Here is a 25026-nt window from a genome sequence, read left to right as displayed (position 1 = left end):
CTCCTCTGAGTCAGCGTCATCGACGTACACCCATGCCGCAAGAGTTCACGGTTCTTGCTGGGCGCACGTGACACACATTTGGATGCGGTTCGACCTATTGTCAGCCGCATGCCGTCGTTGTCGGACCTGCACGATCACAAGAGACGCATCGAAGAATATTGCAGCCGCGAGCTCGAGTCCTACATAGCTGAGATCTCCGACTCGCCGAAAGCGCCGCGCACGAAAGAGTTCAACGACGCTGTCTGGGGAACGACCTTCCTGCGCCCCCACGAGGTGGTGATCCTCGACAGCCCACTGCTGCAGAGGCTACGACGGGTCAAACAACTCGGGGTCGTCCACTTCGTCTACCCGGCCGCTACACACACGCGACTTGAACACAGCCTGGGCGTTGTTCACCAAACGCAACAGATGATCACCAGCGTCAACGAACGCGGACTCAGCAATCCTGGCGAGTCTGGGCCGTCCGAAGTCATCAAGCCCGAGATGGAGCAGACCCTACGACTGGCCGCTCTCTGTCACGACATCGGTCATGGCTTCATGTCGCACGTCTCGGAGTATGCGCTCGCGGGCAACCGGCAGTGCAACGATCTCCAGCTTCTGTTCCAGAACGAGCGCCGCAGGGCAGACACATGCCAACTCTCCGAGATGGCGGCGTTCTACATGATCGGGTCACCCGCGTTCTCGACGCTCCTCGCAGCCGCGTACGACGCGACCAGAGTGCCGCAACCGACAAACCTGGTCGAGAACATGCAGCAGATGATCCTTGGGATGCCGCTGGACAACGAAGCGCTTCTGCTTCACGAGTTCATCAGCGGTCCCTTCGACGCCGACAAGCTCGACTACCTCGCCCGCGACGCCTACATGTGCGGGGTCCCCAACGTGACTGACATACCTCGACTCATCCAGAAGTTACGTGCCACGAGGGTTGATCGGGAACGCATGCCAGCACCCCTTAAGCAGGGCGCGCGAGACCGCCCCGGCGGTTACATCGTTACCGGCATCGCTGCCTCAGGAAGCCGAACACTGGACGAGATCGCCATCGCGCGAACGCTGCTCTTCGACAAGGTCTACCGACACCAGAAGGTCCGAACCATCGAGGCCATGATCTTCGAGATCATGCGCTTGATCTGCTCCTTGTCAGACACACACCCGGCGATGCTGCTCTATAGCCTCACCGACGACGAACTGCTGACACTCGACCACAATGGCATCGAAACCGCCGCTGGACGACAGTTAGGCCAAGAGGACCAACAGACGGTCGAAACGATCTTGGATCTGTCACGGCGAGTGCGGCACCGATCGCTGTTCGCTCGAGGATTCGCGTTCGCGTCCACTATGACCGACGACGACTATCGACATGACCATCAGCAGCAGGACGGTCTACAGCGCTTCCTAGTCGACGCCAACTCGGCCGAGGCCTCGGAACGCTTCCTCACTGAGGTTCGACGACTGGTCGTCGAGATCCTCGAGGCGGTCGGCGACCCAGTTCCCATGCCGATTGATCAACTGGCGTCCTACATCCTGTTGAGCCCACCAAAGCCGGCGCCTCGGCACCAAGACACCGGCAATGCGCAGCTGATCGAGTCCGACGGCAAAATCACGCGTGGCTCAGAAGATGCAGCCGAGACCACGCCTTGGAGCGACGCCTACATCGCCACTCGAGACGTAGGCCACCTCTTCTGCCTTCCGCAACTCGCGCCCGCGGTCTTCATCGCTGCGCAGACCGTCTTGCTCGAACATTACGACGTTCGCATCCCGTCCTCGATGATCAATTACGCCAAGCAGAAGCACGACGTACTCGACGACTTGCGGCGGCGTCTGGAAGCCACGGGATGGTTCGACGGTCGCTCGCCCGAGTTGCGCGCTCGTCCAGCCATCTTGTCCCAAGCTGACTTTCCTGACCGTGTTCGGACCATCGCAGAGAAACTGCAAGGCTACTGGGGACCCGCCCGCTCGACCGACGCCGCACGAGACCTCGGACCGTCAGGAACGGTGGGCAAGGCCCAGGTGGAGAATTTCGTCCGACAGTTCGCGTTCGGCGACGACCGTCTCGTTGGCTCCGCCCTGAAAGTCCTCGAGGCCATCAAACTCATCGGTCGGGTCGACGTTGCTCGTGCCGTCCGTGCGTTCTTGGACGACGAGCAGGAGTTCCATGGGGCTTCGTGCGCCCCGCTCGGTACCGCGAAAGACTCGAGTGCTGTTCTCACCTACTTCTTGGGCGATGTTGCTGAGGAGGGCGGCCTGGCAATCGGTTCGGTGGGAGAAGCAGTGGCCCGGGATGCCCCCATCCTGTTCGTCGACGACTTCATTGGTACCGGCCGCCAAGCAACAGACATCGTCCAGGCATGGATGGGTGCAGAGAGGACCGAAGGACTAGACGAAGAGCGCGAAGAGTTGTCGGATCTGCTCAAGGAGCAACTTCGCAACAGGCCGCTTGCATTCGTATTCGCCGCTGGCACCCGAGACGGAGCACAAAAACTCGAACAAGCGGCCAAGGCCATCGGGCTCGACGTCAAGGTGAGAGTTGGCATCAACGAAGACGACATCCCAACACTCGAGACCGTTCTGGAGCCTGGCGAGCGGGAGCACTTCGAAGAGTTCGTGAGGCAGCACGCCACCGAGGCGTTGCGGCACCACAACGGCAAGGAGCGAGACGACGACTGGATCGATCAGCGAGTCTTTGGCTTCGGCAACAAAGGTCTGCTCCTCACCGGCCCGTTCAACACGCCTACCGCCAGTCTCACCGTTCTGTGGGCGGCCGGTCCCCAGTGGCGTCCACTTCTTCAGCGGCGGACCAAGAGGTGATCCACTCAGACCAAGCCAATCCTCTGAGGATTGCGCTGACAGGCGGAGCGTCAGTCGTCGACGCTAGACGCGTCAGGCGCAGATGCGTCATCCGCCGTCACCTCGTACACCCTTGCCAGCAACAGATCGAGCGACAGATCGAGCGATCGCGCGATCCCCGCCACTGTGAACAGATCTGGACCCGTCCGCTTGCCTTGCTCCAACTTTCGAAGCGTCTCGATCGAGATGCCCGCGGATCGAGCGACCGCCTCTTGCGACAGACGTCGCTGCCGTCGAGCGTCCGCTACGAGGCGACCCAAAGCGCGTCCCAAGACCTCGCCATGGGACAACGTCGACCCGCGTGGCATCGTACAAACGTACCAGTACGAACGTACCACTACACAAACAGGGTTGAGCGGTACCATGGCCCCATGGAGCGCTCAGCGTCGATCAGCCGATTGTCGGCGCTACCAGTCAGGATGGCTTCGTGACCACAGACATCACGGTCGACGACTTCATGAGCGGTGTGATCGCAGCATGCAAGCTGAAAGGCTTCGCCACGATCTCAATGCGCGAAGATCGCTTCTACCAGGGCATCAAGGCTTCCTACGACGAGCTCGTCAAGAAGGCAGACGACGAGGACCTCGACGTCCGCTTCGTCGTCCACCTCGACCCACTCCACCAGGACAGTCCCGTCATCGGACAGGCAGTCACGACCGCAGTTCAGCGGAAGCTCGTCGGACTGGACAACCCAGAGTTCGTCAAGATGCGCATCAAGATGGACGAACGGTCCGCCGAGGAGCTGCTTGAACGTCTCCCGGGCGGCCCCGCCCTGCACCGCAGCCTTGCGGAGGTCTTCATCGCGGCCGAGACCGCAACCGCCTAATTCGATTGTCCTGCCCCCGATTTTCGGTCCATCTCCGGTGGAGGTCTCGCCGTGAGAGTCGCTGAACACCGATCCGTCGTACGGGCACGTTTCGTCTCACCTAAGGTGTAGGTGCCGGCCGTCAAGCTGGTGCAACTCAAGAACGGCTGGTGCACCCCTGGGGTGCACGCCCCCGAGGTAACGGGAGGCAACCGGAGGCAACGGGACACCGGTTTCACGCTCACGACCGTGGTTCACGCGGGGTTGAGCGTGGCGTTCCTACGGTTCAACTCCCCCCTCGCGCACGTCGTGACAGGCCCCGGGTCTCAGATCCGGGGCTTCGTCGATTCCGGCCGAGGTCGGATCGCGGGGGCGAAGGTGCCTTGCGTTGTTCGGTTGGCGCCGTGGCTGCGGCGTGCTCCTCCTCATCTGCGTGTGAGTGCTGGTCTCAGTCACCTAAGTAGCAGCGGTGAGTGCGGGCGATCAATCCGCGACAACTTTCTGACTAGGGTCTTTCGGCCGCCGTGCACCCCTGGGGGCGCACCGTCCGCCGGGAGTTGCACGACGCGGCACGCTCGCTGAGCATGCTCGGCCGATCGGGGATGTCTCGTTTGGCCACCTTGTGCGCCTGCGGCCCTACACGCCTCGCGATGTTCGGTCTGTCGGTCCGGGTCGCACCGACCGTTGCGAGCGCGGCAATGAGCCCGAGGCCGAGCGCGACATGCCAGGAGTGGGCGATGGCTGCGTCCTCGACCGCGCCGAGCGGATTGGCGAGGAGGCCGAGCCGTTCGACGAGCCAGCCCGCGGCTGCCAGTCCCGCGAGGGCGCCGAGGACGAACCGGACGGCCGGGTAGAGCCGGGTGCGGGCCAGGAGGTAGAGGGAGGGGAAGAGCGCCAGCGTCGCGGTGAGCTGTGCGAGCTCGACGCCCACGTTGAACGCCAGGAGCATCGCGATCGACGTCGACCCGGACAGGCCGAGGTCGCCGAGGATTCCGGCGAACGCGAGACCATGCACGAGGCCGAAGCCCAGGGCGATCATCCGTTCCCCGGCGCGCACCAGTGGCCGGACGGCGTGGACGGCGGCCACGGCGACCGACAGCGCGATCAGGATCTCCACCGCCTGCGAGGGCACGTTCACCCAGCCCAGCGCGGAGGCGATGAGTGTCGCGGAGTGTCCGACGGTGAATGCCGTCACGACGCCGACCACGTCGCGCAGGGTCGCCGAGATGCGCGGGCGGGGCTGCCAGCGTCCGGCCGCGTAGGCGACGGGCGCGGTGAGCAGGAGTGCGACCACGAAGAGCAGGTGGTCGGCGCCCTCCAGCACGTGGTGGAACCCGTAACCGATCATGTCGACGAGCCCTGTCGAGGCGTCGGCGGTGTCCGAGCTGCCGGAGCCGATGGTGAGGGTGGTGTCGGAGGAGGTGAGGACGCCGGGGGTCGAGATGTCGCCGCTGGCGTCGGTGAGGACGACGACGGCCTCGTGGTCGGGCAGGGCCTCGATGACGGCGTCGTAAGTCATGTCGAAGGACGAGGTGTCTGCGGTACCGGGGTCGAGGCTGACCTCGACGTTGATCGAGTCGATGCCGTCGACCGTCTCGCGCGTGACGTCGGTGAAGGTCTCGGTCCATTCAGTCCCGTCGTCGCGGGTGACGGCGAGGTGGTCGGCGAGGTAGGCGGTGAGCTCGTCGGAGTACGACGCGATGTCGCTGCTTCTGTACTCGGTGCCGAGTGCCTGGTCGAGCGTCTCGAGGGCGATGCTGATCGTGGCGTCCGTGCCGTCGTCGCTGGCGTGGACCGAGAGGGTGCTGCTGTCGAGGTTGTGCGCGTCGGCAGGCGAGGGGAGGAGAGCCACGGCCGCTGCGGCCGCGGCTCCCCCCGCGAGTGCCAGCCGGCGGAGCGCGCCGGCCACGGCTCAGGCCTCCGGGTCGGAGAAGGTGGGGGTCTCCTCCTCACCGTCCCAGCTGACGCGGAAGGTGAACGCCTCCTCGAGCGCCGCTTCGTACTCGTCGGCCTCGTCCTGGGTGATCGTGCCGGCCTCGAGGAGGTTGTCGATTGCGGGGTTCCACGAGTCGACGAGCGCGTCGATGAGCGTCTGCGGGTCGACGCCGATGTCCTCGGCGACGGCCTCGAGGTTCTGGCCGTGCCCCTCCATCCTGACGTGGAGCTCGTCGTGGCTGATGAGGGACCCCGTCGACCTCACTCGTCTCGCTCTCGAGGCCGTCGATGACGCCCGCGTCGTGGCGCCCGACCACCGGTGGCAGGTCGTGCTGCCACCGGGCGGCGAGCCCGTCGGGGTGATCGGCGACGACCTCCGACTCCACCAGGTCCTCAGCAACCTGCTCACCAACGCGCGCAAGCACACCCCGGCAGGCACCACCGTCACCGTGACGGTCAGGCAGGACGGCTTCGACGTACACGACGACGGGCCGGGGTTCCCGCTCGACCTCGTCGATGGCGCCTTCGAACGCTTCACTCGGGGCGACGCCTCCCGTCGCCGCGATGGGGGAGCCGGACTCGGGCTCGCGCTGGTGAGCGCGATCATCGAGGCGCACGGCGGCAACGTCGACCTCGTCAGCGCGGCCGGCGACACGACGGTCAAGGTCCGACTGCCTTGACCACTGCCTTGGCGTGGCGCTTGTCCTGAGCCAGGGAGCCCCGGCCGGTGCCCGTACGGCAGGGGCTCATGCGGTCGGCGCATTCCCAGTCACCGTGAGCAGCAGTGTCTGTCGCGCTGACGCCACGTGGAGGCGCATCGCAGCGGCGGCTCCTTCGGGCTTGCGGGTGACAATCGCCATCAGGATGGCGTGGTGCTCGGTGAGGGCATGGGGACGACGGTGCTTCGACGTCTGGTCGCGGTCCTGGCGAACGCTGGCGCTCCGGGATCTCGACCCGACAGGGCGGAGTGGCGTGGTGCCGGCTCGCGGGTCACTAGGGTGAGGGCGTGTCGAAGACGGTGCGCGACGCGGGGCCCGCGAGCATGCCTCGCGTTCTGGCGAGCGCCCTCGACGCGTTCGCCGAGCAGGGCTACCACGGGACGAGCATCCGAGACATCGCGGCTGGGGCCGGGCTGTCCGTGCCGGGCCTGTACCACCACTACCGGTCGAAGCAGGATGTCCTGATGGCCCTCATGGTGGCGGTCATGGACGACCTGCTCCGGCGTACGACCGCCGCGCTCGAGGCCGCCGGTGCGAGCTCGCCGACGGCGCGGTTCGACGCGCTGGTCGAGGCGCTGCTCCGGTTCCACCTCGAGCGCCGGCTCGAGGCGTTCGTGGCCTCGAGCGAGATCCGGAGCCTCGATCCGGCCAACCGGACGCGGTACGTCGCCCTGCGCGACGAGCAGCAGCAGATGATCGCCCGCGTGGTGGCCGACGGGGTGGCGGCCGGTGAGTTCGACGTCCCGCACCCGGCCGAGACCGTGCGCGCGGTGGCGACGCTGTGCGTCGGGGTCGCGACCTGGTACGACCCCCGGGGTCCGGTCGCGGCGGACGTCCTGGTCGAGCGCCACCTGGCGCTGGCCCGCCGGCTCGTCGGGGTCTGAACCGGCGCGGTCTGATCGGCGACGGCCGACCTTCCCTTGACCCCGCCCCGTCGGGGTGGGAGAGTCCGTTCCGGATGGCCGAGCGATCGCTCGGTCGGTGAGGAGCGGGTGGACCGTGGGACAGCAGCACGACGTGACGGCGGTGGTTGCGGCGACCGAGGATTTCGTCCGGCGCGAGGTGCTGCCGGTCGAGGACGAGTTCGACGGCGACGTGGAGGCCGCCGGCGGCGAGACGCTCCGCAAGGAGCTCCAGGGCAGGGCCGCGGCATCGGGCCTGCTCGCCCCGCACGGGCCGGTCGACTGCGGGGGGCTCGGCCTGGGCATGGTCGACCGGGCGCCGGTCTTCGAAGCGGCGGGCTACGGCCTCTTCGGCCCGATGGCGATCAACGTGAACGCGCCCGACGAGGGCAACATCCATCTCCTCGACCACGTCGCGACCGCGGCGCAGCGCGAGCGGTTCCTCCGACCGCTGGTCCGCGGCGAGATGCGGTCGGCCTTCGCGATGACCGAGCCGTCCCCAGGGGCCGGCGCCGACCCGTCGATGCTCGCCACGCGGGCGACCAGGGTCGACGGCGGCTGGGTCGTCAACGGCCACAAGTGGTTCATCACCGGTGCCGACGGCGCGGGGTTCTTCATCGTGATGGCCCGCACCAGCGGTGAGCCGGGCGAGGCCGGAGGCGCCACGATGTTCCTGGCGCCCGCGGACTCCGAGGGGCTGGAGGTGGTGCGCCACATCGGCACCGTGGACCGCTCGATGCTCGGCGGTCACTGCGAGATGCGGTTCACCGACATGTTCGTCCCGGACGACCACGTCCTGGGTGGGGTCGACGAGGGCTTTCGCTACGCGCAGGTCCGGCTCGGCCCGGCCCGGATGACCCACGTGATGCGCTGGTCCGGCGCGGCCCGGCGCGCCCACGAGGTCGCCGTCCGCCACGTGGCGGAGCGCCCGGCGTTCGGCGGCCGGCTCGCGGACCTGGGGATGATGCAGCAGATGATCGCCGACAACGAGATCGACCTGGCGGCGACCCACGCCCTCCTGCTCACCGCCTGCCGCGAGCTCGACGCCGGCAGCCGCGCGTCGGAGTCGACGTCCATCGCGAAGACGTTCGCCGCCGAGGCGCTGCACCGGGTGGCCGATCGTGCCGTCCAGATGTGCGGCGGCCTCGGCGTCTCCCGCGACCTGCCCGTGGCGCGGATCGCCCGCGAGATCCGGCCGTTCCGGATCTACGACGGCCCCTCGGAGGTGCACCGCTGGTCGATCGCGAAGCGGGCGGTACGACGCCTGGCCGAGGCTCGGCAGTGACGGAGCTCTCCGCCGACGAGCTCAGGGTCGTCGCGGAGCGGATGTCCGCGGCGGGCGTGCCTGTCGCCGGCCCGCTGATGGCGTCGCCGATCGCGGGCGGGCGCTCGAACCTGACCTACGTCGTGAGCGACGGCGCCTCCCGATGGGTGCTGCGCACGCCGCCGCGCACGGGCCGGACGGCGTCGGCCCACGACGTCGCCCGCGAGCACCGGGTCACCGCGGCTCTGATGGCGACCGACGTCCCGGTCGCGCCGGCGGTGCTGCTGTGCGATGACGAGGACGTGCTGGGAGTGCCGTTCACCGTCAGCGGCTTCGTCGACGGCGTCGGCGTCCGCACCCAGGCCGACCTGGCGTCGTACGACGACGACGCGCTGGTCGTCGTGGTCGACAGCCTCCTCGAGACGCTCGCCGCCCTGCACCGCGTCGACCACGAGGCGATCGGCCTGACGAAGTTCGGCCGCCCCGACGGGTACGCGGCCCGCCAGCTGCGCCGGTGGTCCGGACAGTGGGAGACGGTGGGCACCGAGGCGCTCGGCCCGCTGGCCGCCGAGGTGCTCCGCGGGCTCGATGCCGACCTCCCCGAGCAGCGGGCCGTCTCCGTGGTGCACGGCGACTACCGCGTCGACAACGCGCTGATCGGCGCACCCGGTGCGCCGGGTCAGGGGGAGGTGGCGGCCGTCGTCGACTGGGAGCTCTCGACGATCGGTGACCCGGTCGCCGACGTCGCGATGATGTGCGCCTACCGGGACGAGGCCTTCGACCTGGTCATCGGCGCCCCGAGCGCCTAGACCAGCCCCCGGCTGCCCAAGGCCGACGACCTCGCCGCCACCTACGAGCGCGTCGGCGGCGTCGCCCTGGAGAGCTGGGACTTCCACCGCGCGCTCGCGTGCTTCAAGGTCGCGGTCATCTCCGCCGGCATCGACCACCGCCGGCGCGCCGGCTCGGGCTCCGGTGCCGGCTTCGACACGGCCGGCCAGACGGTCGAGCCCTACCTGGAGCTCGCCCGGCAGGCGTTGCGCTGACGGCTGGCTACGACCCCAGCCAGCCGCCGTCGACGACGAGCTGTTGGCCCGTGACGTAGCCGGCCCAGTCCGAGAGCAGGAACACCGCGGCCCCTCCCAGCTCCGCGGGACGGCCGAGGCGCCCCATCGGGATCCGGCTGGTGACGCGTGCGTGCTGCTCGGGGTCGTCGAGCAGGTCCGCGGTGAGCTCGGTGTAGAAGTAGCCGGGCGACAGCACGTTGACCCGGATGTCGCGCGCCGCCCACTCCGTCGCGAGCGTGCGCGCCATCCCGAGGAGGCCCGCCTTGGAGGCGGCGTAGGCCACGGCGCGCGGAATTGCGATCGAGCTGCCCAGCGAGCCGATGAGCACGACGCTGCGCAGGGTTCCCCGCGCGTCGTGGCGCACCAGCTCCCGGGTGAGCCGGAACGGCGACTCCAGGTTCAGCGCGACGACGCGCTGGAAGTCGTCGTCGCCGAAGTCCGTGGCGGGAGCGCGGTGCTGGACTCCTGCAGCGTGCACGACGCCATGGAGGCCGTCGCTGGAGACGCGCGCCACCAACGCGTCGAGCTGCGCGGCGTCGGCGAGGTCCGCCGCCACGGCGGTCGCCCGGATGCCTGAGTCGACGAGCTCGGCCACTGCGTCGTCGAGCTGGGGGGCGCTGCGGGCCACCAGGACGAGCTCGGCACCTGCTTCGCCGGCGGCCCGAGCCATGGCAAGGCCCAGTCCTCGACTGCCGCCCGTGACGAGGATGCGACGGCCGGCGAGGAGGTGGGTGCTCATTGCGTGCTCCAGGAGTGAGGGGTTCCGAGCCAGGGGTCGACGACGATGCGAACCGGCGATCCCTGGCGGGTCTTCAGGTCGGCCAGGGCCGCTTCGACGTCGTCGAGGCCGACCACGCGGCTCACCGAGGGGCGCAGCGGCAACGTCCCGTCGCCGACGGCGGCCACCACCGCGGCGATGTCCGCCCCGCTGTAGGCGTAGACCGCGGAGAGGGTCAGCGAGCGGCGGACGAACTGGCCCGGTGGGGGAAGGGCAGGCGGGTCGACGCCGATCCCCACCACCACGCACCGGCCGCCCGGCCGCAGCAGCGCCAGCCCGGACTCCACCGTGGAGGGCGCGCCGACGCAGTCCACGACGACGTCGCACCCGTCCGGGGCGTCCAGGTCCGCGAGCAGGGCGGCGACGTCCTGAGCGGTCGGGTCCAGGCCGGCGACGGCGCCGGCAGCCACGGCGCGCTCGCGAGCGAGCGGATCGAGGTCGAGAGCAACGACGCGCGCGCCCCGTGCGCGCGCCAGGCGCAGGACCTGCATCCCCAGCCCCCCGGCGCCGAACACCACGACCGTGTCCGAGGGGCCGGCCCGCCCGGCCCGCAGCGCGTGGTGCGCCGTGCCGGCGGACTCGATCAGGGGGGCCGAGAGCAGGTCGGCTCCGGGCGGCAGGGCCACGAGGTTCTCCGCAGGCACGGCGAGCAGCTGGGTCAGCCCCCCGTCCACCTGGATGCCGAGCATCCTGCGCCGGGGACAGAGGTTGGTCTCCTGGTCCGCGCACGCCCGGCATCGGCCGCAACCGAGGATCGGGTTGACGAAGACGGCGTCGCCCGGGCCGACGGGGGCTCCGACCGGTGCCGCGAGGACCGTGCCAGCGATCTCGTGGCCCAGGGTCATCGGCACGTGACCCGTGGGCGTGTGGCCCGAGACGATGTGGGCGTCGGAGCCGCACAGGCCCACGGCGCCGACCCGCACGAGGCATTCGGCGGCGCCGGGCACGGGGGCGTCCCGCTCCTCGATCCGGAAGCCCCGGCCCGGTCCGTCGAAGCGCACCGTCCTGGTCCGGCCACCCGCCGTGGGGTCCGGGCCCGGTCGCGAGTCCGGGGTGACCGTTCGGACGTCGTCAGTCACGAGCCGAGGTGGTCCCGCCCACCAGGAGCGCGTCCCGCATCGCAGGAGGCACGGCAGCCTTGCCGTTGATGGCGCCGTCCACGATGACGTACGTCGAGGTCCCGCTCGCGCACACCTCGTCGCCCGCCAGGACGGCGAAGGCCAGGGTCAGGCTGGTCGTGCCGACCCGCTCCGTGCGGACCTCGACCCGCACGTGGTCGCCGTACCGGACCGCGGCCTTCCAGGCGAGGTCCACGTGGACCACCTGGATGTCGAAGCCGTCGGCGAGCAGCTGCTCGAGGGGGTAGCCGCGGTGGGCAAACCAGGCGTTGCGGGCGTCTTCGAGGAAGGACAGGTACCACATGTTGAAGACCACGCCCTGCTGGTCGTAGTGGTAGTAGTGCGTCGTGATTGCGAACGACGCCACGTCGGTCGTCGCCGCGACGGTGGTGGTGGACATGACTCTCCTGGCGTTCGCGGGTGCTGCCCGGATTACACAGCCGCGTGCGGACCCAAGTCAATGAAATCGGGCCGATTCATCATGATCTTTTGTCGTCGTCGCGGCAACCGCGGTGGCGCGGGGGCAGGGCCTCCGGCAGCTCCTCGCCCCAGGGCACGTCGCCGGCCGCCCGGCAGTTCGCCGCCGCGCCGGCCAGCGAGACCGCGACGTGGGTGGCGCGCGCCGGGTCGTGCAGCGCAGCGACGGCCAGCGCGCCGAGCAGGCCGGTCAACGGGTCCGCGAGCGCGTCGCCGCTGAAGTCGGGCGTGCCGTCGGGATGCTCGGCCAGCAGGCCGCCGGCGACCGCGGCGTCGTCGCCGAAGCCCACCCGCAGGGGCTGGTCGGGCCCGTGGCCGGTGATCTGCAGCCAGGTCCGGCCGCGCCCGTCCGCCATCACGTCCCGGGCGGCGATGCCGAGGTCCTCGAAGGCGCGGGGCCGGCTGGCCTCGATGACCACGTCTGCCGATGAGACGAGGGCCGCGAGCTCCTCCCGCCCGCCCCGGGACCCGAAGTCGAGGGTCACCTGCTGCGCCCCCCAGTGCAGGAGCTCGTGGAGCCCCGGATCGCCCCAGCGGGAGGCGTCGGGCCGGCCCGAGCTCTCCACGTGGACCACCTCGAACCCGACCTCGCCGAGCAGCTGCGCCGCGAGCGGCCCCGCCCACAGGGCTCCGAGGTTGACCACCCGTCCCGGCGCGTCGGATCCGCGCCGAGGGCGACGGGACGCCGAGCCGGGGGAGCTGCGGACCGACCACGGGGCGGACGCCGGGGCCGTCTCGCCGGGCACCGAGGCAGCCAGGCCGAGCATCACCGCCCGCTCGACGGCGACGGCTGCCGGCAGCGCGGCCGCCCACTGCTCGACCGCCCGCCACGGCTCGGTCACGTCGTCCTCCACCAGCGCCGGTACGAGCTGTTCGTCGGACTCCCGGGCGAGGTGCAGCACCCACCATCCGTCGCGGGCGCGCACGAAGCGGGCACGGCCACCGCGTGAGGTCTGCGGCGCGCGGGACGCCGCGGCGTCGGCGGCCAGCGCTGCCCGCTCGGCGAGCAGGGCGGCGCCGTCGAGCGATCCCCCCGCCAGGACGCGGCCGAACCTCCGCTCGGTCACGGCAGTCAGTGCCGCCGCCGCGCCCCGGGCGACGGTCGCGGGGATCCCGCGGGGACGCAGCGGCCGGCCCGCCGTGTCCCGGGTGAGGTCCATCAGCCCCGACTCCGCCCAGTCCTCGACCGTGGACCGGCTGGGCGAGCGGAGCGGCAGGGCGTCGTACCCGAGGGAGGCGAGGAGCCTTTGGCCCTCGAGCGTCGACGACGGGAGGGGATCCCCCGCGGGCGGCTCGGCGGGGCGCTCCGGTGGCATACTCCCCATCATGCTCGACCTCCCGGCGCCGTCGGCGGCGCCCGGGGACTTCGCCGCCACGGACCTCGACCGGTCGCCCGTCGCGGTCGTGGACGCCGACGAGGTGTCCGGGTCTGCCGAGCTCCGCGCCCAATGGGGCGCAGTGCGCCGGAGGGCCGTGCTGGTGGGCGTGCTCCGGGACTGCGAGACGGACGCCGGCCTGCTCGACCTCCTCGACATCGCGATCGCCCCGCGTAGCAGTGCCGGGACGCAGGCGCCCGGCGTGGTGGTCAGCGACGACGTCGACGCGGACCTCGGCGCACTGCTCGCCACCGGCGTGCGCAGCCCGCACGCGACGTGGGCGCTCGCCCGGCTCCTGCGGCTGACCGAGGCACTTCCCGTCGAAGCCGCACTGGTGGCGGAGTCGGCGACGTACTCCGCCCTCTTGGGCGGTGCGGAGTTCCGCAGGTGGCTCGCGGAGCGCGACCGGCCCGGCCGCCGCGCGGACGACCAGCAGGACCGCGAGGCCGAGCGGGTGCGCTGCGAGCGCCAGGGCGACCAGCTCGAGATCACGCTCACGCGGCCGCGGCGCCGCAACGCGTACGACGCCCGGATGCGCGACGCGCTGCTGGAGGCCTTCGACGTGGCCGTCCTGGAGCCGCGCGTCGCGGTGTCGCTGCGCGGGGAGGGGCCCGACTTCTGCGCAGGGGGAGACCTCGACGAGTTCGGCTCGGCGACGGACCTGGCCCTCGCCCACCGGCTCCGGGTCGGCGCCCACCCGGGGCTGGTCGTCGAGGCGATGCGCGAGCGGGTCACCGTGCACCTGCACGGGAGCTGCATCGGCTCCGGCATCGAGCTGGCGGCCTTCGCCGGCACCGTCCTGGCGCGCCCGGACGTCTCGCTCGGCCTCCCCGAGCTCGCGATGGGGCTGGTTCCCGGCGCGGGCGGCACCGTGAGCCTGACCCGCAGGATCGGACGGCACCGGGTGCTGTGGTGGGCCATGTCCGGCCGGCGTCTGGGGCTCGACGTCGCCCTCGAGTGGGGACTCGTCGACGGTGTCGGGACCTGACCCCCTCCTGCTGCGCGGGGCGCTGCTGGACGGCCGGCTCGTCGACTGCCGGCTGGCCGACGGCGTCGTCGCCGAGCTGGCGCCCCGGTTGGAGCCCCACCCCGGCGAACCCGTGCTGGAAGCCGGCGGCGGCGCCCTGCTCCCCGGGCTCCACGACCACCACGTCCACGTCCTCGCCGCCGCGGCGGCCCGGGCCTCGCTGGACCTGCGCGGTGGTCCTCTCCCGGCCGCCGACGCCTCGCTCGGCGGCCCGGCTGCCGCGGACGACGGGGGCTGGCTGCGCGTCGTCGGGCTCGGCGACGACGACGCCACCCGGGCCGACCTGGACGCCGTGTGGCCGGGGCGGCCGGTCCGCGCGCAGCACCGGTCCGGAGCGCTGTGGGTGCTGAGCTCCGCCGCGATCGAGGAGCTCGGTGACCACCTGACCGAGGAGGAGCGACGCACGGGACGGGTCTGGCGCGAGCGCGGCCGTTGGGAGGGCGCCCTGGCGGCCCTCGACCTCACCGCGCAGCTCACCGAGGTCGGGACGGCGTACGCCCGCTGGGGCGTCACCGGCCTCACCGACGCGACCCCGGACCTGGAGCCCTCGGCCCTCGCGACGGTCCGGGCGGCGGTGCCCCAGCGGGTCTGCTCGCTGGGTCCGGGGGTCCGGGCGCTGCCGAGGAAGGTCCTGGTCACCGACCACGACGACGACGCCTGGCCCCGGCTCCGCGCGGGCGTCGCCGCGGCCCGCGCCGAGGGCCGGCCCGTGGCCCTGCACGCCGTCTCCGCGACGGCGCTCGCCCTGGTGCTCGCGGTGCTCGACGAGGTCGGCGTGGTGCCGGGCGACCGGGTCGAGCATGCGGCCGTGTGCGACGACCGTACGGCGGACCGCCTCGCGGAGCTGGGCCTGGTGGTGGTCACGCAGCCCTCGGTGGCGGCCCGTCGCGGTGCCGCCATGCTCGAGGAGGCCGAGCCCGCGGAGCGCCCGTGGCTGTGGCGGGTGCGCGGCCTGGTCGAGCGCGGGGTGCCCGTCGTGCTGAGCAGCGACGCGCCGTACGGCGACCCCGACCCCTGGACCACGATCCGGCTGGCCGCCTCGGCCGGACCGGGCCCCGGCTCGCCGTGGCTCGGCGACGAGAGCATCGACCCCGGCGTCGCGCTGCGGTCCTACCTCACGTCCCCGGCCGATCCGGCCGGCGCCGTACGACGCGTGGAGCCGGGCGCGCCCGCCGACCTCTGCCTCCTGGACAGTCCCCTCAGCGAGGTGCTGGACCGGGTGGTGGCAGGCGCAACGGAGTCACCGGTGCGCGCCACCTTCGTCGGCGGCGCGCGGGTCGATCAGTAGACGTCCTGGGAGTACCGGCGCTGCCGCTTCAGGTCGGCCACGTAGTCCCACGCCTCGGCCTCGGAGCGGTCGCCGTGCTTGGCGACCACCTCGACGAGGGCAGCCTCGACGGCGTGCGACATGGCGGTGCCGTCGCCACAGACGTAGAAGTGGGCGTCCTCCTCCAGCCAGCGGTAGACGTCCTCCCCCCGGGCCACCAGCCGGTCCTGGACGTAGACCTTGTGGTCCTGGTCGCGGGAGAACGCCGTGGTGAGCTCGGTGAGCAGCCCGCTGGCCGTCCACTTCGTGAGCTCCTCGCGGTAGAGGAAGTCGCAGGCCTCGTGCTGGTCGCCGAAGAACAGCCAGTTGCGACCCGTCGCGGCGCGCGACTCCCGCTCGAGGAGGAAGGAGCGGAACGGCGCCACGCCGACGCCCGGGCCGACCATGATCACCGGCCGGTCGTCGTCGGGCAGCCGGAAGCTCGGGTTGGGCGCGAGGAAGACGGCCACGCGGGCCCCCTCGCCCGACCGCGGAGCCGGGCCGAGGGTGCTCGTCCCGGCGCCCACCCGGTCGCGGCCGTCGCGGTGGTAGCGCACGCAGGAGACGAGCAGCTCTGCCGTGCGGGGGCTGCGGCTCGGGGCGGAACTGATGGAGTAGGACCGGTGCTGGACCGGGCCCAGCAGCGCCAGGACCCGCGCCGCGTCCCGGTTCTCGGCAGGGACCAGGCGCAGCAGGTCGAGCACGTCACGACCCCACAGCCAGGCGTCCAGCGCCTCGCGGTCGCCGGTCGAGAGCAGGTGGTCGAGCTCAACGTCCCCGGACGTCTCGGCGACCCACGCGACCAGCTCGCGACCCGGCAGCCGCAGCTCCCGCTGGTGGGTGAGCACCTCGGTCCAGGACCCCTCGCCGCTGGGGGTCGGTTCGCTGGCCCGGACACCCAGGGCAGAGATGGTCCCGTCGACCAGGTCGGCGGGGTTGACGGGAACCAGTCCGAGGGAGTCCCCGGGCTCGTAGGTGATGCCGCTGTCGCCGAGGTCGACCTCGTAGTGGTGGACCGCCTTGCGGGAGCCGTCGCCGGACAGGAGGGTCGCGACGGTCAGGTCCGCCAGGTAGGGCGTCCGGCGGGTCCACCTCTGGGCCGGCGCGTCGGACGCCTGCACCTCGGCGACGCGGGTCTCGACGGGTCCGCCCGTCGCGCCGATCGACCCGAAGGTCTCCACCGTGGCCTTGATCCACTGGCGGGAGGGCTGCTCGTAGTCGAGGTCGCACTCGACCCGCGCGAGCACCCGCTGCCCGCCGAGCTCCGCGAGCTTCTCGTCGAAGTGGCGGCCGGCGGCGCAGAAGTCGTCGTACGACGAGTCGCCCAGCGCGAGCACGGCGTAGCGGACGTGGTCGAGCGCCGGCGCCTCGACCTCGAGCTCGTCCCACAGGTCTTGTGCGTTGTCGGGCATGTCGCCGTCGTCGTAGGTGGAGCTGACGAGGACGACCTGGCTCATCCCGGTGAGGTCACCCGCGCCGATCTCGTCCATCCCGAGCAGCTTCGTGGTGAACCCGGCCGCCGTGAAGGCGTCCGCGGCGTCCATGGCGATGATCTCGGCGTTGCCGGTCTGGCTGCCGAAGAGGACGTGGACGGGCGGTCGGTCAGCGGTCGACGGCATCCGGGCTCCTAGGGTCTGCGATGTGAGCGGCGTCACGGAATCATGATGAGGAATCATCGCGGACGGTGTCAAGCAGTCCCGGCCTAAACATCATGAGGAAAATTCCTCCGAAGCATTGACTGCATCGCGAAGGCCGAGTGTAATCGGGGTCACGCCCGGCAAGTGATTGAGGTCTCAACCGCCGGGAGTCCACGACCGCGTCGATCGCGGACACCGACAGGAGAAGGACATGCTGCAACAGGACCCCGGCACCGACGCCTCGATCCGCTCCGCCGTCGAGCGGCTGCGGGTGGCCGAGGTGATGACGTCCTACGCGCTCGCCTGTGACGAGCGCGACGGAGCGACGCTCGAGCGTCTCTTCCATCCGGACGCCGAGGCGTCATACGACGCCGACGCCGACCTCGCCGGGGGCGCCACCATCGCGCGCTGGGTGCTGGACGCGACCGCGCACCTGTGCTGGCAGCAGCACAGCTTGCGGGTGATGCGCGTGGAACTGGAGGGCGAGCGCGCGAGCGCTGTCGCCTACCTGACGTCGCATCAGGTCGCCTACGAGACCTCCGACACCGCACTGATGATGAACAGCAGGTACGACGTCGACCTGGTGCTGGCCGACGGCGAATGGCGGATCATGTCGCTCCGCCTCGTCGTCGGCACCGTCGAGCACCGCCCGGTCGACCTCGGTCGGCTCGTCCCCGCTCCGGAAGCCGAGGTCGCGCATGTCTGACAAGCCCGCTGTCGAGGTGCTCGAGGGCCAGACCAAGGGCGGCTGCCCGGTCGTGCACTTCGACTTCAACCAGCCGCTGCCGATCCACAGCTACCACTCCGAGCTGGACCGCCTCCGAGCCCTCTCCCCGATCGTGTGGAACACCTTCGGGGGCGGCTTCTGGATGCTGCTCGACGACCAGACCGTGCGCGACGCGTTCCACGACCACGAGGTGTTCAGCAGCGAGGCCACCATCCCGACGGTTCCCGAGCCGGACTGGCACTGGATCCCCACGATGGAGAACCCGCCGAAGCACAAGCTCTACCGCCGGGTGCTCAACGCGCCGTTCTCCCCGCGCGCGATCCGCGACCGCGAGGAGCGGATCCGGGAGCACGCCGTCGCCTTCATCGAGCCGATGGTGGCGCGCGGCCGCGTCAACTTCGTCGACGAGTTCGCCAAGGAGTTCCCGACGAAGGTCTTCCTGGAGATCCTGGGCCTGCCCCACGAGGACTCCAAGAAGTTCGTCCCGTGGGTGGAGACGGTCTTCGGCGGTCTCGGCGCCGAGGCGGAGGACGCCGCCGAGGCGATGACGGAGGCGCAGGCGAGCATCCGCGGCTACTTCGTCGAGCTGCTCGCCGACCGGAAGGCCCACCCGCGCGAGGACGACTTCTTCACCGACCTCAGCCGGTCGAGCATCGGGGACGAGCCGATCACCGACGAGGAGTTCCTCAACATCTGCGGCGTCCTGGTGCTGGCCGGCCTCGACACGGTCAAGAGCCAGCTCGGCTACATGATGCTGCACCTCTCCGAGCACCCCGAGGACCGCCAGCAGATCGTCGACGACCCGTCCCTGATCCCGGTCGCCGTCGAGGAGATGCTGCGCGTCTACTCGATCGTGATGGACGGGCGGAAGGTCGTCCAGGACACCGAGTTCCACGGCTGCCCGATGTCCGCCGGCGAGATGGCCATGCTCACGGTTCCCTCGGCCACTCGTGACGAGACGAAGTACGCCGACCCGAGCCGGGTCGACTTCACGCGCACCGACGCCACCGGGCACCTCGCATTCGCCGCCGGTCCGCACAAGTGCCTCGGGACCCACCTGGCCCGTCGCGAGCTCAACATCGCCCTCGAGGAGTGGCACAAGCGGATTCCCCACTACCGCGCGGTGCAGGTCGACGAGCTCCGCGAGACCGGGCCGCAGCTCGGCCTCGAGGACCTCTGGCTCGAGTGGGACGTCACCCCGTGACGACGGTGCGCAGCCGGGAGGTGCACCTGGTGCGCCGACCGGTCGGCACCCCGGTCCCCGACGACGTCGACGTCGTCACCACTGACCTCGTCGTCGAGCCCGGCCAGGTGCTGGTCCGCAACACCGCCATGTCGGTGGAGCCCTACATGCGCGGACGCATGTCGGAGAGCAAGAGCTACGTCGAGCCCTACCCGCTCGGTGAGCCGATGACCGGCCACGCGACGGGCGTCGTGGAGCGCTCCGACGACCCTGCCGTCCCGGTGGGCTCCGTGGTCGTGCACCAGCAGGGCTGGCGCGAGTACGCCGCCCTGCCTCCCGAGGACGTCGAGGTCGTTGATGTCGACGGGCTCAAGGCCACCGACCACCTCGGGGCGCTCGGCCAGACCGGCTTCACCGCCTGGGTCGGGCTGGACGTCGTCGCCGGCGCCCGCGAGGGCGACACGGTCTTCGTGTCGTCCGCGGCCGGTGGCGTCGGCGCCATCGCGGGACAGCTCGCCAAGGCGCGGGGATGCACCACGATCGGCAGCTGCGGCGGTCCGGACAAGGCCAAGCGCGTGGTGGCGGACTTCGGCTTCGACACTGCCTTCGACTACCACGACGGGCCGGTCCGCGACCTGCTCGCCGGGGCGCTCCAGGAGGTCGACCGCCCTGGGCTGGACGTCTACTTCGACAACGTCGGCGCCGAGCACCTCGAGGCCGCCATCCGTGCCATGCGGGAGAACGGCCGGATCGCCCTGTGCGGGATGATCGCGGTCTACAACGCGACCGAGCCCGTGCCCGGCCCGCGCAACCTCCTGCTGATGATCTGGCGCCGGCTGCGGATGGAGGGCTTCCTGGTCGGCGACCACGAGGCCCGCCGCAACGAGTTCCTCGCCGAGATGACCGCTTTGGTCCGTGACGGCGCAGTGGTCAGCCCCGAGACCTACGTCGGCCAGGGGATCGACCAGGCGTTCGGCGGGTTCCTGACCCTGCTCGACGGGCGTGCCGTCATCGGCAAGGCCCTCGTCTCCCTGGAGGACTGACATGACCCTGGCTCCCGACCGCCCCGAGACCCTCGAGGGCTTCCTGGCGCGTGCGACCGAGTGGCTGGAGTCGCAAGGCCTGCCCCGGCGCGACTCCCGGTCGGGCCGAGAGGCTGACTCCTCGCTCGCGGTCTTCCACGACCTGGCCTACGACGAGGAGGCGGCCCTCATCGCCCGGCTGACCGACTGGGTCCGCCGCCGGTACGACGCAGGCTTCGGGGCGATCAGCTGGCCGACCGAGCTCGGCGGCGCGGGACTCCCGTCGTCGTACGAGCAGGCATTCGCGCGCGCGGAGGCCGCCTACGACCTCCCCGCCCCGCACGAGCTCGTGTCGGTGACTCTCCATCTGATCGCCCCGACCCTCCGGGTCTACGACCGCACCGACGAGCTGCGCGCCCTCGTCGAGCCGATGCTGCGTGGAGACCTGCTCGCCTGCCAGCTCTTCTCCGAGCCGGGGGCGGGCAGCGACCTCGCCGCGCTCTCGGCCCGTGCTCGTCGCGACGGCGACCACTGGGTGGTGACCGGCCAGAAGGTGTGGACGTCGGGAGCCCAGTTCGCCCAGTGGGGCGAGCTCCTGGCCCGCACCGACCCGGACGCGCCGAAGCACCGCGGCATCACCGCCTTCATGGTCCCCCTCGACGCCGAGGGCGTCGAGGTGCGGCCGCTCCGCCAGATGTCCGGCGGGTCGAGCTTCAACGAAGTCTTCCTGACCGAGGTCCGGATCCCCGACGCCCTGCGCGTGGGCGAGGTGGGCGAGGGCTGGAAGGTCGCGCTCACGACGCTCGGCTTCGAGCGCACCTCCAGCGGCGAGAACACCCACGTAGGGGGCGGCCTCGACGACGTCGTCGCGCTCGCGCGAGCGACCGGCGCCCTCGAGGACCCCGTGGTCCGGCAGCGGCTCGCCGACCTCGTCGTCTCCCACACCCTGGCGGAGGTCGCGCTCGCACGCGACGCCGTCGCTCGCAGGGACTCGACCGATGTCACCGGCTCGATGCGCAAGCTGCAGTGGGTCAACCGCCTGCGGCAGGTCTCCGCCTTCGCCCAGGACGTCCTCGGACCGCGACTGGTCGTCGACGACGGGACGCCCGACACGTTCGCCTGGACCGAGCACGTGCTCGGTGCGCCGGGGTACCGCATCGCGGGGGGCTCCGACGAGGTCCAGCGCAACCTGATTGCCGAGCGGATGCTCGGCCTGCCCGCCGAGCCGCGGGCAGACAAGAACACGCCGTGGAAGGACATTCCGCGCTGATCCGCGCCCGGGGCGAGGCCCCGCGGCGACCACCGGTCCGAGGACTCGAGGAGAGACATGATGGGCAGCTTGGATGGAAAGGTCGCGCTCGTGACCGCCGGGAGCCGAGGGATCGGGCGCGGGATCGCCGAGGCCCTGCTCGACGAAGGCGCACGAGTCGTCCTCACGGGCCGTTCCGTCGAGAAGGGCGAGAAGGCCCTAGCGGAGATCGGGATGCCGGATCACACGTCTTTCGTGAGCGGCGATGCGCGCTCGCGGGTCGACGTGGAGGCCTGGGTCTCTCACGCTCTCGAACGGTTCGGCCGTCTCGACATCCTGGTCAACAACGCTGGCGGCGTCGACGGCTTCGCCCTGGTCCACCAGATGAGTGACGAGTCCTGGCGCAACGCCTTCGCCTTCATCCTCGACTCGGCCTTCGTCGCCACCCGCGCCGCGATTCCGCACATGCTCGAGCAGGGCGGCGGGCGGATCATCAACATCGCCTCGGTCAACGGCAAGCTGGGCAACAAGGCCAACGTGGCTCACTACACCTCGGCAAAGCACGCCATGCTGGGGCTCACCAAGGCCGTGGCCCACGAGTACGGCCGCGAGGGCATCACCTGCAATGCCATCTGCCCCGGAGGCATCGAGACCGACCTCATGGCGGAGAACGGCCCCGCCTTCGCTGCGGAGAACGGGCTCACCTACGAGGAGTACAAGGCCGACTACGCCAAGGAGTCCGCCATCGGCCGGCTCAACACGGTGGAGGAGGTAGGCGCAGTCGCCGTTCTTCTCTCCGGAGCCGGGGGGGCGGGGATCACCGGGTCCACCATCAACGTGGACGGCGGCACGTTGCCCTACTGATCCTCTCCGTCGGGAATTCACGCACAGGAGGTGGCCACTCCATGAAGCGCTTCGACGACCGTGCCGTCCTCATCACCGGCGCGGGGGCAGGCCTCGGTCGCGCGGCGGCACTGCGGCTCGCGGCCGAAGGGGCGGCACTCTCCCTGGTCGATCTCTCCGAGGCTGGACTGGTCGAGACAAGGGAGGCCGTCGAGTCGGCCGTGCCCGGCACGGCGATGCTGACGACGCAGGCTGACGTCTCGCAGCGACACGATGCCGATCGCTACGTCCGGGCCACGCTCGACCGGTTCCACCGGATCGACGGGTTCTTCAACAACGCCGGCATCGAGGGCACCCAGAACCTCACCGAGGACTACACAGAAACAGAGTTCCAGCGAGTCCTGGCCGTCAACCTCACGGGCGTGTTCCTCGGCCTCGAGGCCGTGCTGCCGATCATGCGCGCGCAGGGCGGTGGCTACGTCGTGAACAGCGCTTCCGTGGGCGGCATTCGCGGGATCGGCCGCCAGTCCGGCTATGCCGCGGCAAAGCATGGCGTCGTCGGGCTCACCCGCAACTCCGCCGTGGAGTACGGCCAATGGGGCATCCGGGTGAATGCGATTGCGCCGGGTGCCACCTGGACGCCCATGGTGGAGGCGTCGATGCGCCAGCTGGATCCCGAGGACCCGCGTCGGGCGGCCGAGCAGCTTGCCGCCGGCAACCCGGCGGGGCGCTTTGCCGAACCGGAGGAGGTCGCTGCGGTCGTGGCGTTCCTGCTGTCGGAGGACGCCAGCTACGTCAACGCCGCCGTGGTGCCTGTCGACGGTGGCCAATCCGCCCGGTACTGACGTCCACCCGCCGGGCGACGCGCCCTCCCACCTTGATGGACGCACGCCAGTTTCCGATGAATCGCCTCGCATTCCGGGTCCGATCCAAGCGTGAGAAGACCAATTTTGGACGCAATTCCTCGGAAGGATTGACATCTGTGATGCAGGACACTTGACTGACTCACACAGCCTTCGGGTGGCGGCCATCACACCGCAGCAGTACCTCCCATCGATCGGACCAGGAGCCCTCATGAGCCTCAACTACGACGTCATCGTCATCGGTACCGGCGCCGGTGCGCTCGTCTCCGCCTTGCGGGCGCACGACGGCGGCGCTCGGGTCGGTCTGTTCGAAAAGGGCGACCAGGTCGGAGGGACCAGCGCCTGGTCCGGCGGCATGGTGTGGATCCCGAACAACCCGCACATGATCGAGGCCGGCATCCCGGACAGCACCGATGAAGCGGTCGGCTACATCATGGCGATGTCCAACGGCCTCATCGACGAGAAGCTGGCCCGCGAGCTGGTCGAGGCGGGGCCCGAGATGGTCACCTGGCTCGAGGAGAACACCCCCACCCGCTTCCAGTTGATCGAGTCCTTTCCCGACTACCACCCCGAGGAGGTCGGAGGGAAGACGGCCGGCGGCCGCTCGCTGGAATGCCCGCTCTACCCCTTCGACGAGCTCGGCGAGTGGGCGGCGCGGGTCACTCGCGGGCCCCAGTTGGACGGTTCCACCAGGATGGGCGAGAGCCCGCTGGGCAACCAGCCCGTGTTCGGCATCGATCCCGCGGAGCTGGAGCGTCGCAAGGAGCGCGACGAGCGTGGCTCGGGGCAGGGCCTCATCGGCCCGCTGCTGCGCGCGTGTCTCGACCGCGGCATCGAGCCGCAGGTGAGCCACGCGGCGGTTGAACTGATCACCGAGAACAGCGCGGTCCGGGGCGCGGTCTTCGACACGCCCGAGGGCCGCAAGGAAGTGAGTTCCGGAGCCGTCATCCTCGCCACCGGCGGGTTCGAGCGAGACGAGCGGCTCAAGCAGGCCTTCATGCGCGGACCGTTGGAGCGCTTCGCGAGTGTTCCCACCAACACCGGTGACGGCCTGCGCATGGTTATGCGGGTGGGCGCTGCCCTGGGCAACATGCGCGAGGCGTGGTGGGTGCCGATGATCGATGTCGACGTGCCGGGCCGAGGCATGACGGCTTGGATGATCAACCCCGAGCGGACCTGGCCGCGGACCATCATGGTGAACTCGAAGGGCCAGCGGTTCGCCAACGAGGCGACGGAGTACAACGCCCTCGGCGCGGCTTTCCACGTCATGGACGCGACCGGCTACGGCTACGCCAACCTTCCGGCGTGGATGATCTTCGACCAGGTCTACCTCGAGCGCTACGGCATCGCGGTGCACCAGGCCGGCCAGCCGGTGCCCGACTGGCTGATCCAGGCCGGCTCGGTCGAGGAGCTCGCCGAGAGGATCGGCGCACCCGCCGACCAGCTCGCCGCGACGCTCGAGCGCTGGAACGGCTTCTGCGCCCAGGGGCACGACGACGACTTCAACCGAGGTGACTCGGCCCATGACCGCTACTGGGGCGATCGACGTATCGGAACCGGACACGAGTCCACGCTCGGCCCCATCGACACCGCGCCGTACTACGCCGTGCAGATGCACCCGGGGGCCCTCGGGACCAAGGGCGGTCCCCGCACGGACGTCAATGGACAGGTCGAGCACGTCGACGGCGCGCCCATCGACGGCCTGTACGCGACCGGCAACGTCGTGTCGTCGGTGATGGGCGGCACCTACGGCGGCGCCGGTGGAACCCTGGCACCGGCCATGGTCTTCGGCTGGCTCGCCGGCGCGCACGCCGCGGAGTCGGTTCTTGCCAGGCAGGCGGCCTCCGCCTGATCGATGCGCGGAACCCGCGCCATCCGGTCCGGAAC

At 70.6% G+C, this 25026-nt stretch carries 23 protein-coding genes and 1 pseudogene; 15 read left to right on the top strand and 9 right to left on the bottom strand.

The features are described 5' to 3' along the window. Positions 1-108: 108 nt before the first annotated feature. Positions 109-2805 carry a phosphoribosyltransferase-like protein gene (locus ACPOLA_RS06840; RefSeq protein ID WP_435769661.1) on the top strand — a complete coding sequence of 899 codons (2697 nt, stop codon included), beginning with the start codon at positions 109-111 and terminating at the stop codon, positions 2803-2805. A gap of 50 nt (positions 2806-2855) precedes the next feature. Here ACPOLA_RS06840 and ACPOLA_RS06835 read toward each other — a convergent pair whose 3' ends face one another. Beyond that, on the bottom strand, positions 2856-3152 hold the full coding sequence (locus tag ACPOLA_RS06835; RefSeq protein ID WP_435769660.1) for a helix-turn-helix domain-containing protein: 297 nt from the start codon (positions 3150-3152) through the stop codon (positions 2856-2858). Positions 3153-3271: 119 nt separating this feature from the next. Here ACPOLA_RS06835 and ACPOLA_RS06830 point away from each other — a divergent pair, with 119 nt between their 5' ends. Then, positions 3272-3670, top strand: a complete 399-nt coding sequence (locus ACPOLA_RS06830; protein ID WP_435769659.1) for a hypothetical protein — start codon at positions 3272-3274, stop codon at positions 3668-3670. Positions 3671-4154: 484 nt separating this feature from the next. Here the strand turns inward: ACPOLA_RS06830 and ACPOLA_RS06825 are convergent, their stop codons facing one another. Both ACPOLA_RS06825 and ACPOLA_RS06820 read right to left on the bottom strand, forming a co-directional pair. Further along, the gene (locus ACPOLA_RS06825; RefSeq protein ID WP_435769658.1) at positions 4155-5558 is read right to left on the bottom strand and encodes a HupE/UreJ family protein; all 1404 of its coding nucleotides are present in this window, start codon (positions 5556-5558) and stop codon (positions 4155-4157) included. 3 nt (positions 5559-5561) lie between these two features. Beyond that, entirely contained in the window at positions 5562-5849 is a 288-nt protein-coding gene (locus ACPOLA_RS06820) for a hypothetical protein (RefSeq protein ID WP_435769657.1), read from the bottom strand. On the opposite strand from ACPOLA_RS06820, the gene ACPOLA_RS06815 reads away from it, so the two are divergent. Continuing rightward, positions 5827-6264, top strand: coding sequence for a sensor histidine kinase (locus tag ACPOLA_RS06815; RefSeq protein WP_435769656.1), 438 nt, complete (start codon positions 5827-5829; stop codon positions 6262-6264). The two genes, ACPOLA_RS06820 and ACPOLA_RS06815, sit on opposite strands and share 23 nt — an antisense overlap. 66 nt (positions 6265-6330) lie before the next feature. Here ACPOLA_RS06815 and ACPOLA_RS06810 read toward each other — a convergent pair. Then, positions 6331-6504 (bottom strand): annotated as a pseudogene (locus ACPOLA_RS06810) (FCD domain-containing protein); the annotation flags it as partial. A gap of 86 nt (positions 6505-6590) precedes the next feature. Here ACPOLA_RS06810 and ACPOLA_RS06805 point away from each other — a divergent pair. From ACPOLA_RS06805 to ACPOLA_RS06795, 3 genes are all read left to right on the top strand, one after another. Next, a complete protein-coding gene (locus ACPOLA_RS06805) occupies positions 6591-7187 on the top strand; it encodes a TetR/AcrR family transcriptional regulator (RefSeq protein WP_435769655.1) in 597 nt (198 codons plus the stop codon). A gap of 115 nt (positions 7188-7302) precedes the next feature. Further along, positions 7303-8490 (top strand): acyl-CoA dehydrogenase family protein, encoded by a 1188-nt coding sequence (locus ACPOLA_RS06800; protein WP_435769654.1) that lies wholly within the window; start codon positions 7303-7305, stop codon positions 8488-8490. Beyond that, positions 8487-9278, top strand: a complete 792-nt coding sequence (locus ACPOLA_RS06795) for a phosphotransferase family protein (RefSeq protein ID WP_435769653.1) — start codon at positions 8487-8489, stop codon at positions 9276-9278. The genes ACPOLA_RS06800 and ACPOLA_RS06795 overlap by 4 nt, the downstream gene beginning before the upstream one ends. Positions 9279-9519: 241 nt before the next feature. Here ACPOLA_RS06795 and ACPOLA_RS06790 read toward each other — a convergent pair whose 3' ends face one another. From ACPOLA_RS06790 to ACPOLA_RS06775, 4 genes are all read right to left on the bottom strand, one after another. Further along, the gene (locus ACPOLA_RS06790) at positions 9520-10272 is read right to left on the bottom strand and encodes an SDR family NAD(P)-dependent oxidoreductase (RefSeq protein ID WP_435769652.1); all 753 of its coding nucleotides are present in this window, start codon (positions 10270-10272) and stop codon (positions 9520-9522) included. After that, positions 10269-11390 (bottom strand): zinc-dependent alcohol dehydrogenase, encoded by a 1122-nt coding sequence (locus ACPOLA_RS06785; RefSeq protein WP_435769651.1) that lies wholly within the window; start codon positions 11388-11390, stop codon positions 10269-10271. The genes ACPOLA_RS06790 and ACPOLA_RS06785 overlap by 4 nt, the downstream gene beginning before the upstream one ends. Then, a complete protein-coding gene (locus ACPOLA_RS06780) occupies positions 11383-11829 on the bottom strand; it encodes an acyl-CoA thioesterase (protein ID WP_435769650.1) in 447 nt (148 codons plus the stop codon). The genes ACPOLA_RS06785 and ACPOLA_RS06780 overlap by 8 nt, the downstream gene beginning before the upstream one ends. A 79-nt stretch (positions 11830-11908) precedes the next feature. Next, the gene (locus ACPOLA_RS06775; protein ID WP_435769649.1) at positions 11909-13222 is read right to left on the bottom strand and encodes a CoA transferase; all 1314 of its coding nucleotides are present in this window, start codon (positions 13220-13222) and stop codon (positions 11909-11911) included. Positions 13223-13232: 10 nt separating this feature from the next. Here ACPOLA_RS06775 and ACPOLA_RS06770 point away from each other — a divergent pair, with 10 nt between their 5' ends. Further along, entirely contained in the window at positions 13233-14270 is a 1038-nt protein-coding gene (locus ACPOLA_RS06770; protein ID WP_435769648.1) for an enoyl-CoA hydratase/isomerase family protein, read from the top strand. Next, positions 14257-15597, top strand: coding sequence for an amidohydrolase family protein (locus ACPOLA_RS06765; RefSeq protein WP_435769647.1), 1341 nt, complete (start codon positions 14257-14259; stop codon positions 15595-15597). Before ACPOLA_RS06770 ends, ACPOLA_RS06765 begins: the two co-directional genes overlap by 14 nt. Here the strand turns inward: ACPOLA_RS06765 and ACPOLA_RS06760 are convergent. After that, positions 15591-17234, bottom strand: a complete 1644-nt coding sequence (locus ACPOLA_RS06760; RefSeq protein WP_435769646.1) for a diflavin oxidoreductase — start codon at positions 17232-17234, stop codon at positions 15591-15593. The genes ACPOLA_RS06765 and ACPOLA_RS06760 overlap by 7 nt on opposite strands. A gap of 229 nt (positions 17235-17463) precedes the next feature. On the opposite strand from ACPOLA_RS06760, the gene ACPOLA_RS06755 reads away from it, so the two are divergent. From ACPOLA_RS06755 to ACPOLA_RS06725, 7 genes are all read left to right on the top strand, one after another. Then, complete coding sequence (locus tag ACPOLA_RS06755; RefSeq protein ID WP_435769645.1) at positions 17464-17958, top strand: nuclear transport factor 2 family protein; 495 nt, start codon at positions 17464-17466, stop codon at positions 17956-17958. Next, complete coding sequence (locus ACPOLA_RS06750; RefSeq protein WP_435769644.1) at positions 17951-19183, top strand: cytochrome P450; 1233 nt, start codon at positions 17951-17953, stop codon at positions 19181-19183. The genes ACPOLA_RS06755 and ACPOLA_RS06750 overlap by 8 nt, the downstream gene beginning before the upstream one ends. Then, on the top strand, positions 19180-20205 hold the full coding sequence (locus ACPOLA_RS06745) for an NADP-dependent oxidoreductase (protein ID WP_435769643.1): 1026 nt from the start codon (positions 19180-19182) through the stop codon (positions 20203-20205). The genes ACPOLA_RS06750 and ACPOLA_RS06745 overlap by 4 nt, the downstream gene beginning before the upstream one ends. Position 20206: 1 nt before the next feature. Continuing rightward, complete coding sequence (locus ACPOLA_RS06740) at positions 20207-21454, top strand: acyl-CoA dehydrogenase family protein (RefSeq protein WP_435769642.1); 1248 nt, start codon at positions 20207-20209, stop codon at positions 21452-21454. A gap of 90 nt (positions 21455-21544) precedes the next feature. After that, complete coding sequence (locus ACPOLA_RS06735; protein ID WP_435769641.1) at positions 21545-22297, top strand: SDR family NAD(P)-dependent oxidoreductase; 753 nt, start codon at positions 21545-21547, stop codon at positions 22295-22297. A 41-nt stretch (positions 22298-22338) separates the two neighbouring features. Continuing rightward, entirely contained in the window at positions 22339-23121 is a 783-nt protein-coding gene (locus ACPOLA_RS06730; protein ID WP_435769640.1) for an SDR family oxidoreductase, read from the top strand. A 229-nt stretch (positions 23122-23350) separates the two neighbouring features. Then, a complete protein-coding gene (locus ACPOLA_RS06725; protein ID WP_435769639.1) occupies positions 23351-24991 on the top strand; it encodes an FAD-binding protein in 1641 nt (546 codons plus the stop codon). Positions 24992-25026 lie beyond the last annotated feature (35 nt).

The organism is Nocardioides proteolyticus, assembly GCF_051280635.3.
GTDB lineage: Bacteria > Actinomycetota > Actinomycetes > Propionibacteriales > Nocardioidaceae > Nocardioides.
Note: the sequence above shows the minus strand (reverse complement) of the source record. Positions and strands in the feature narration are given on the sequence as shown.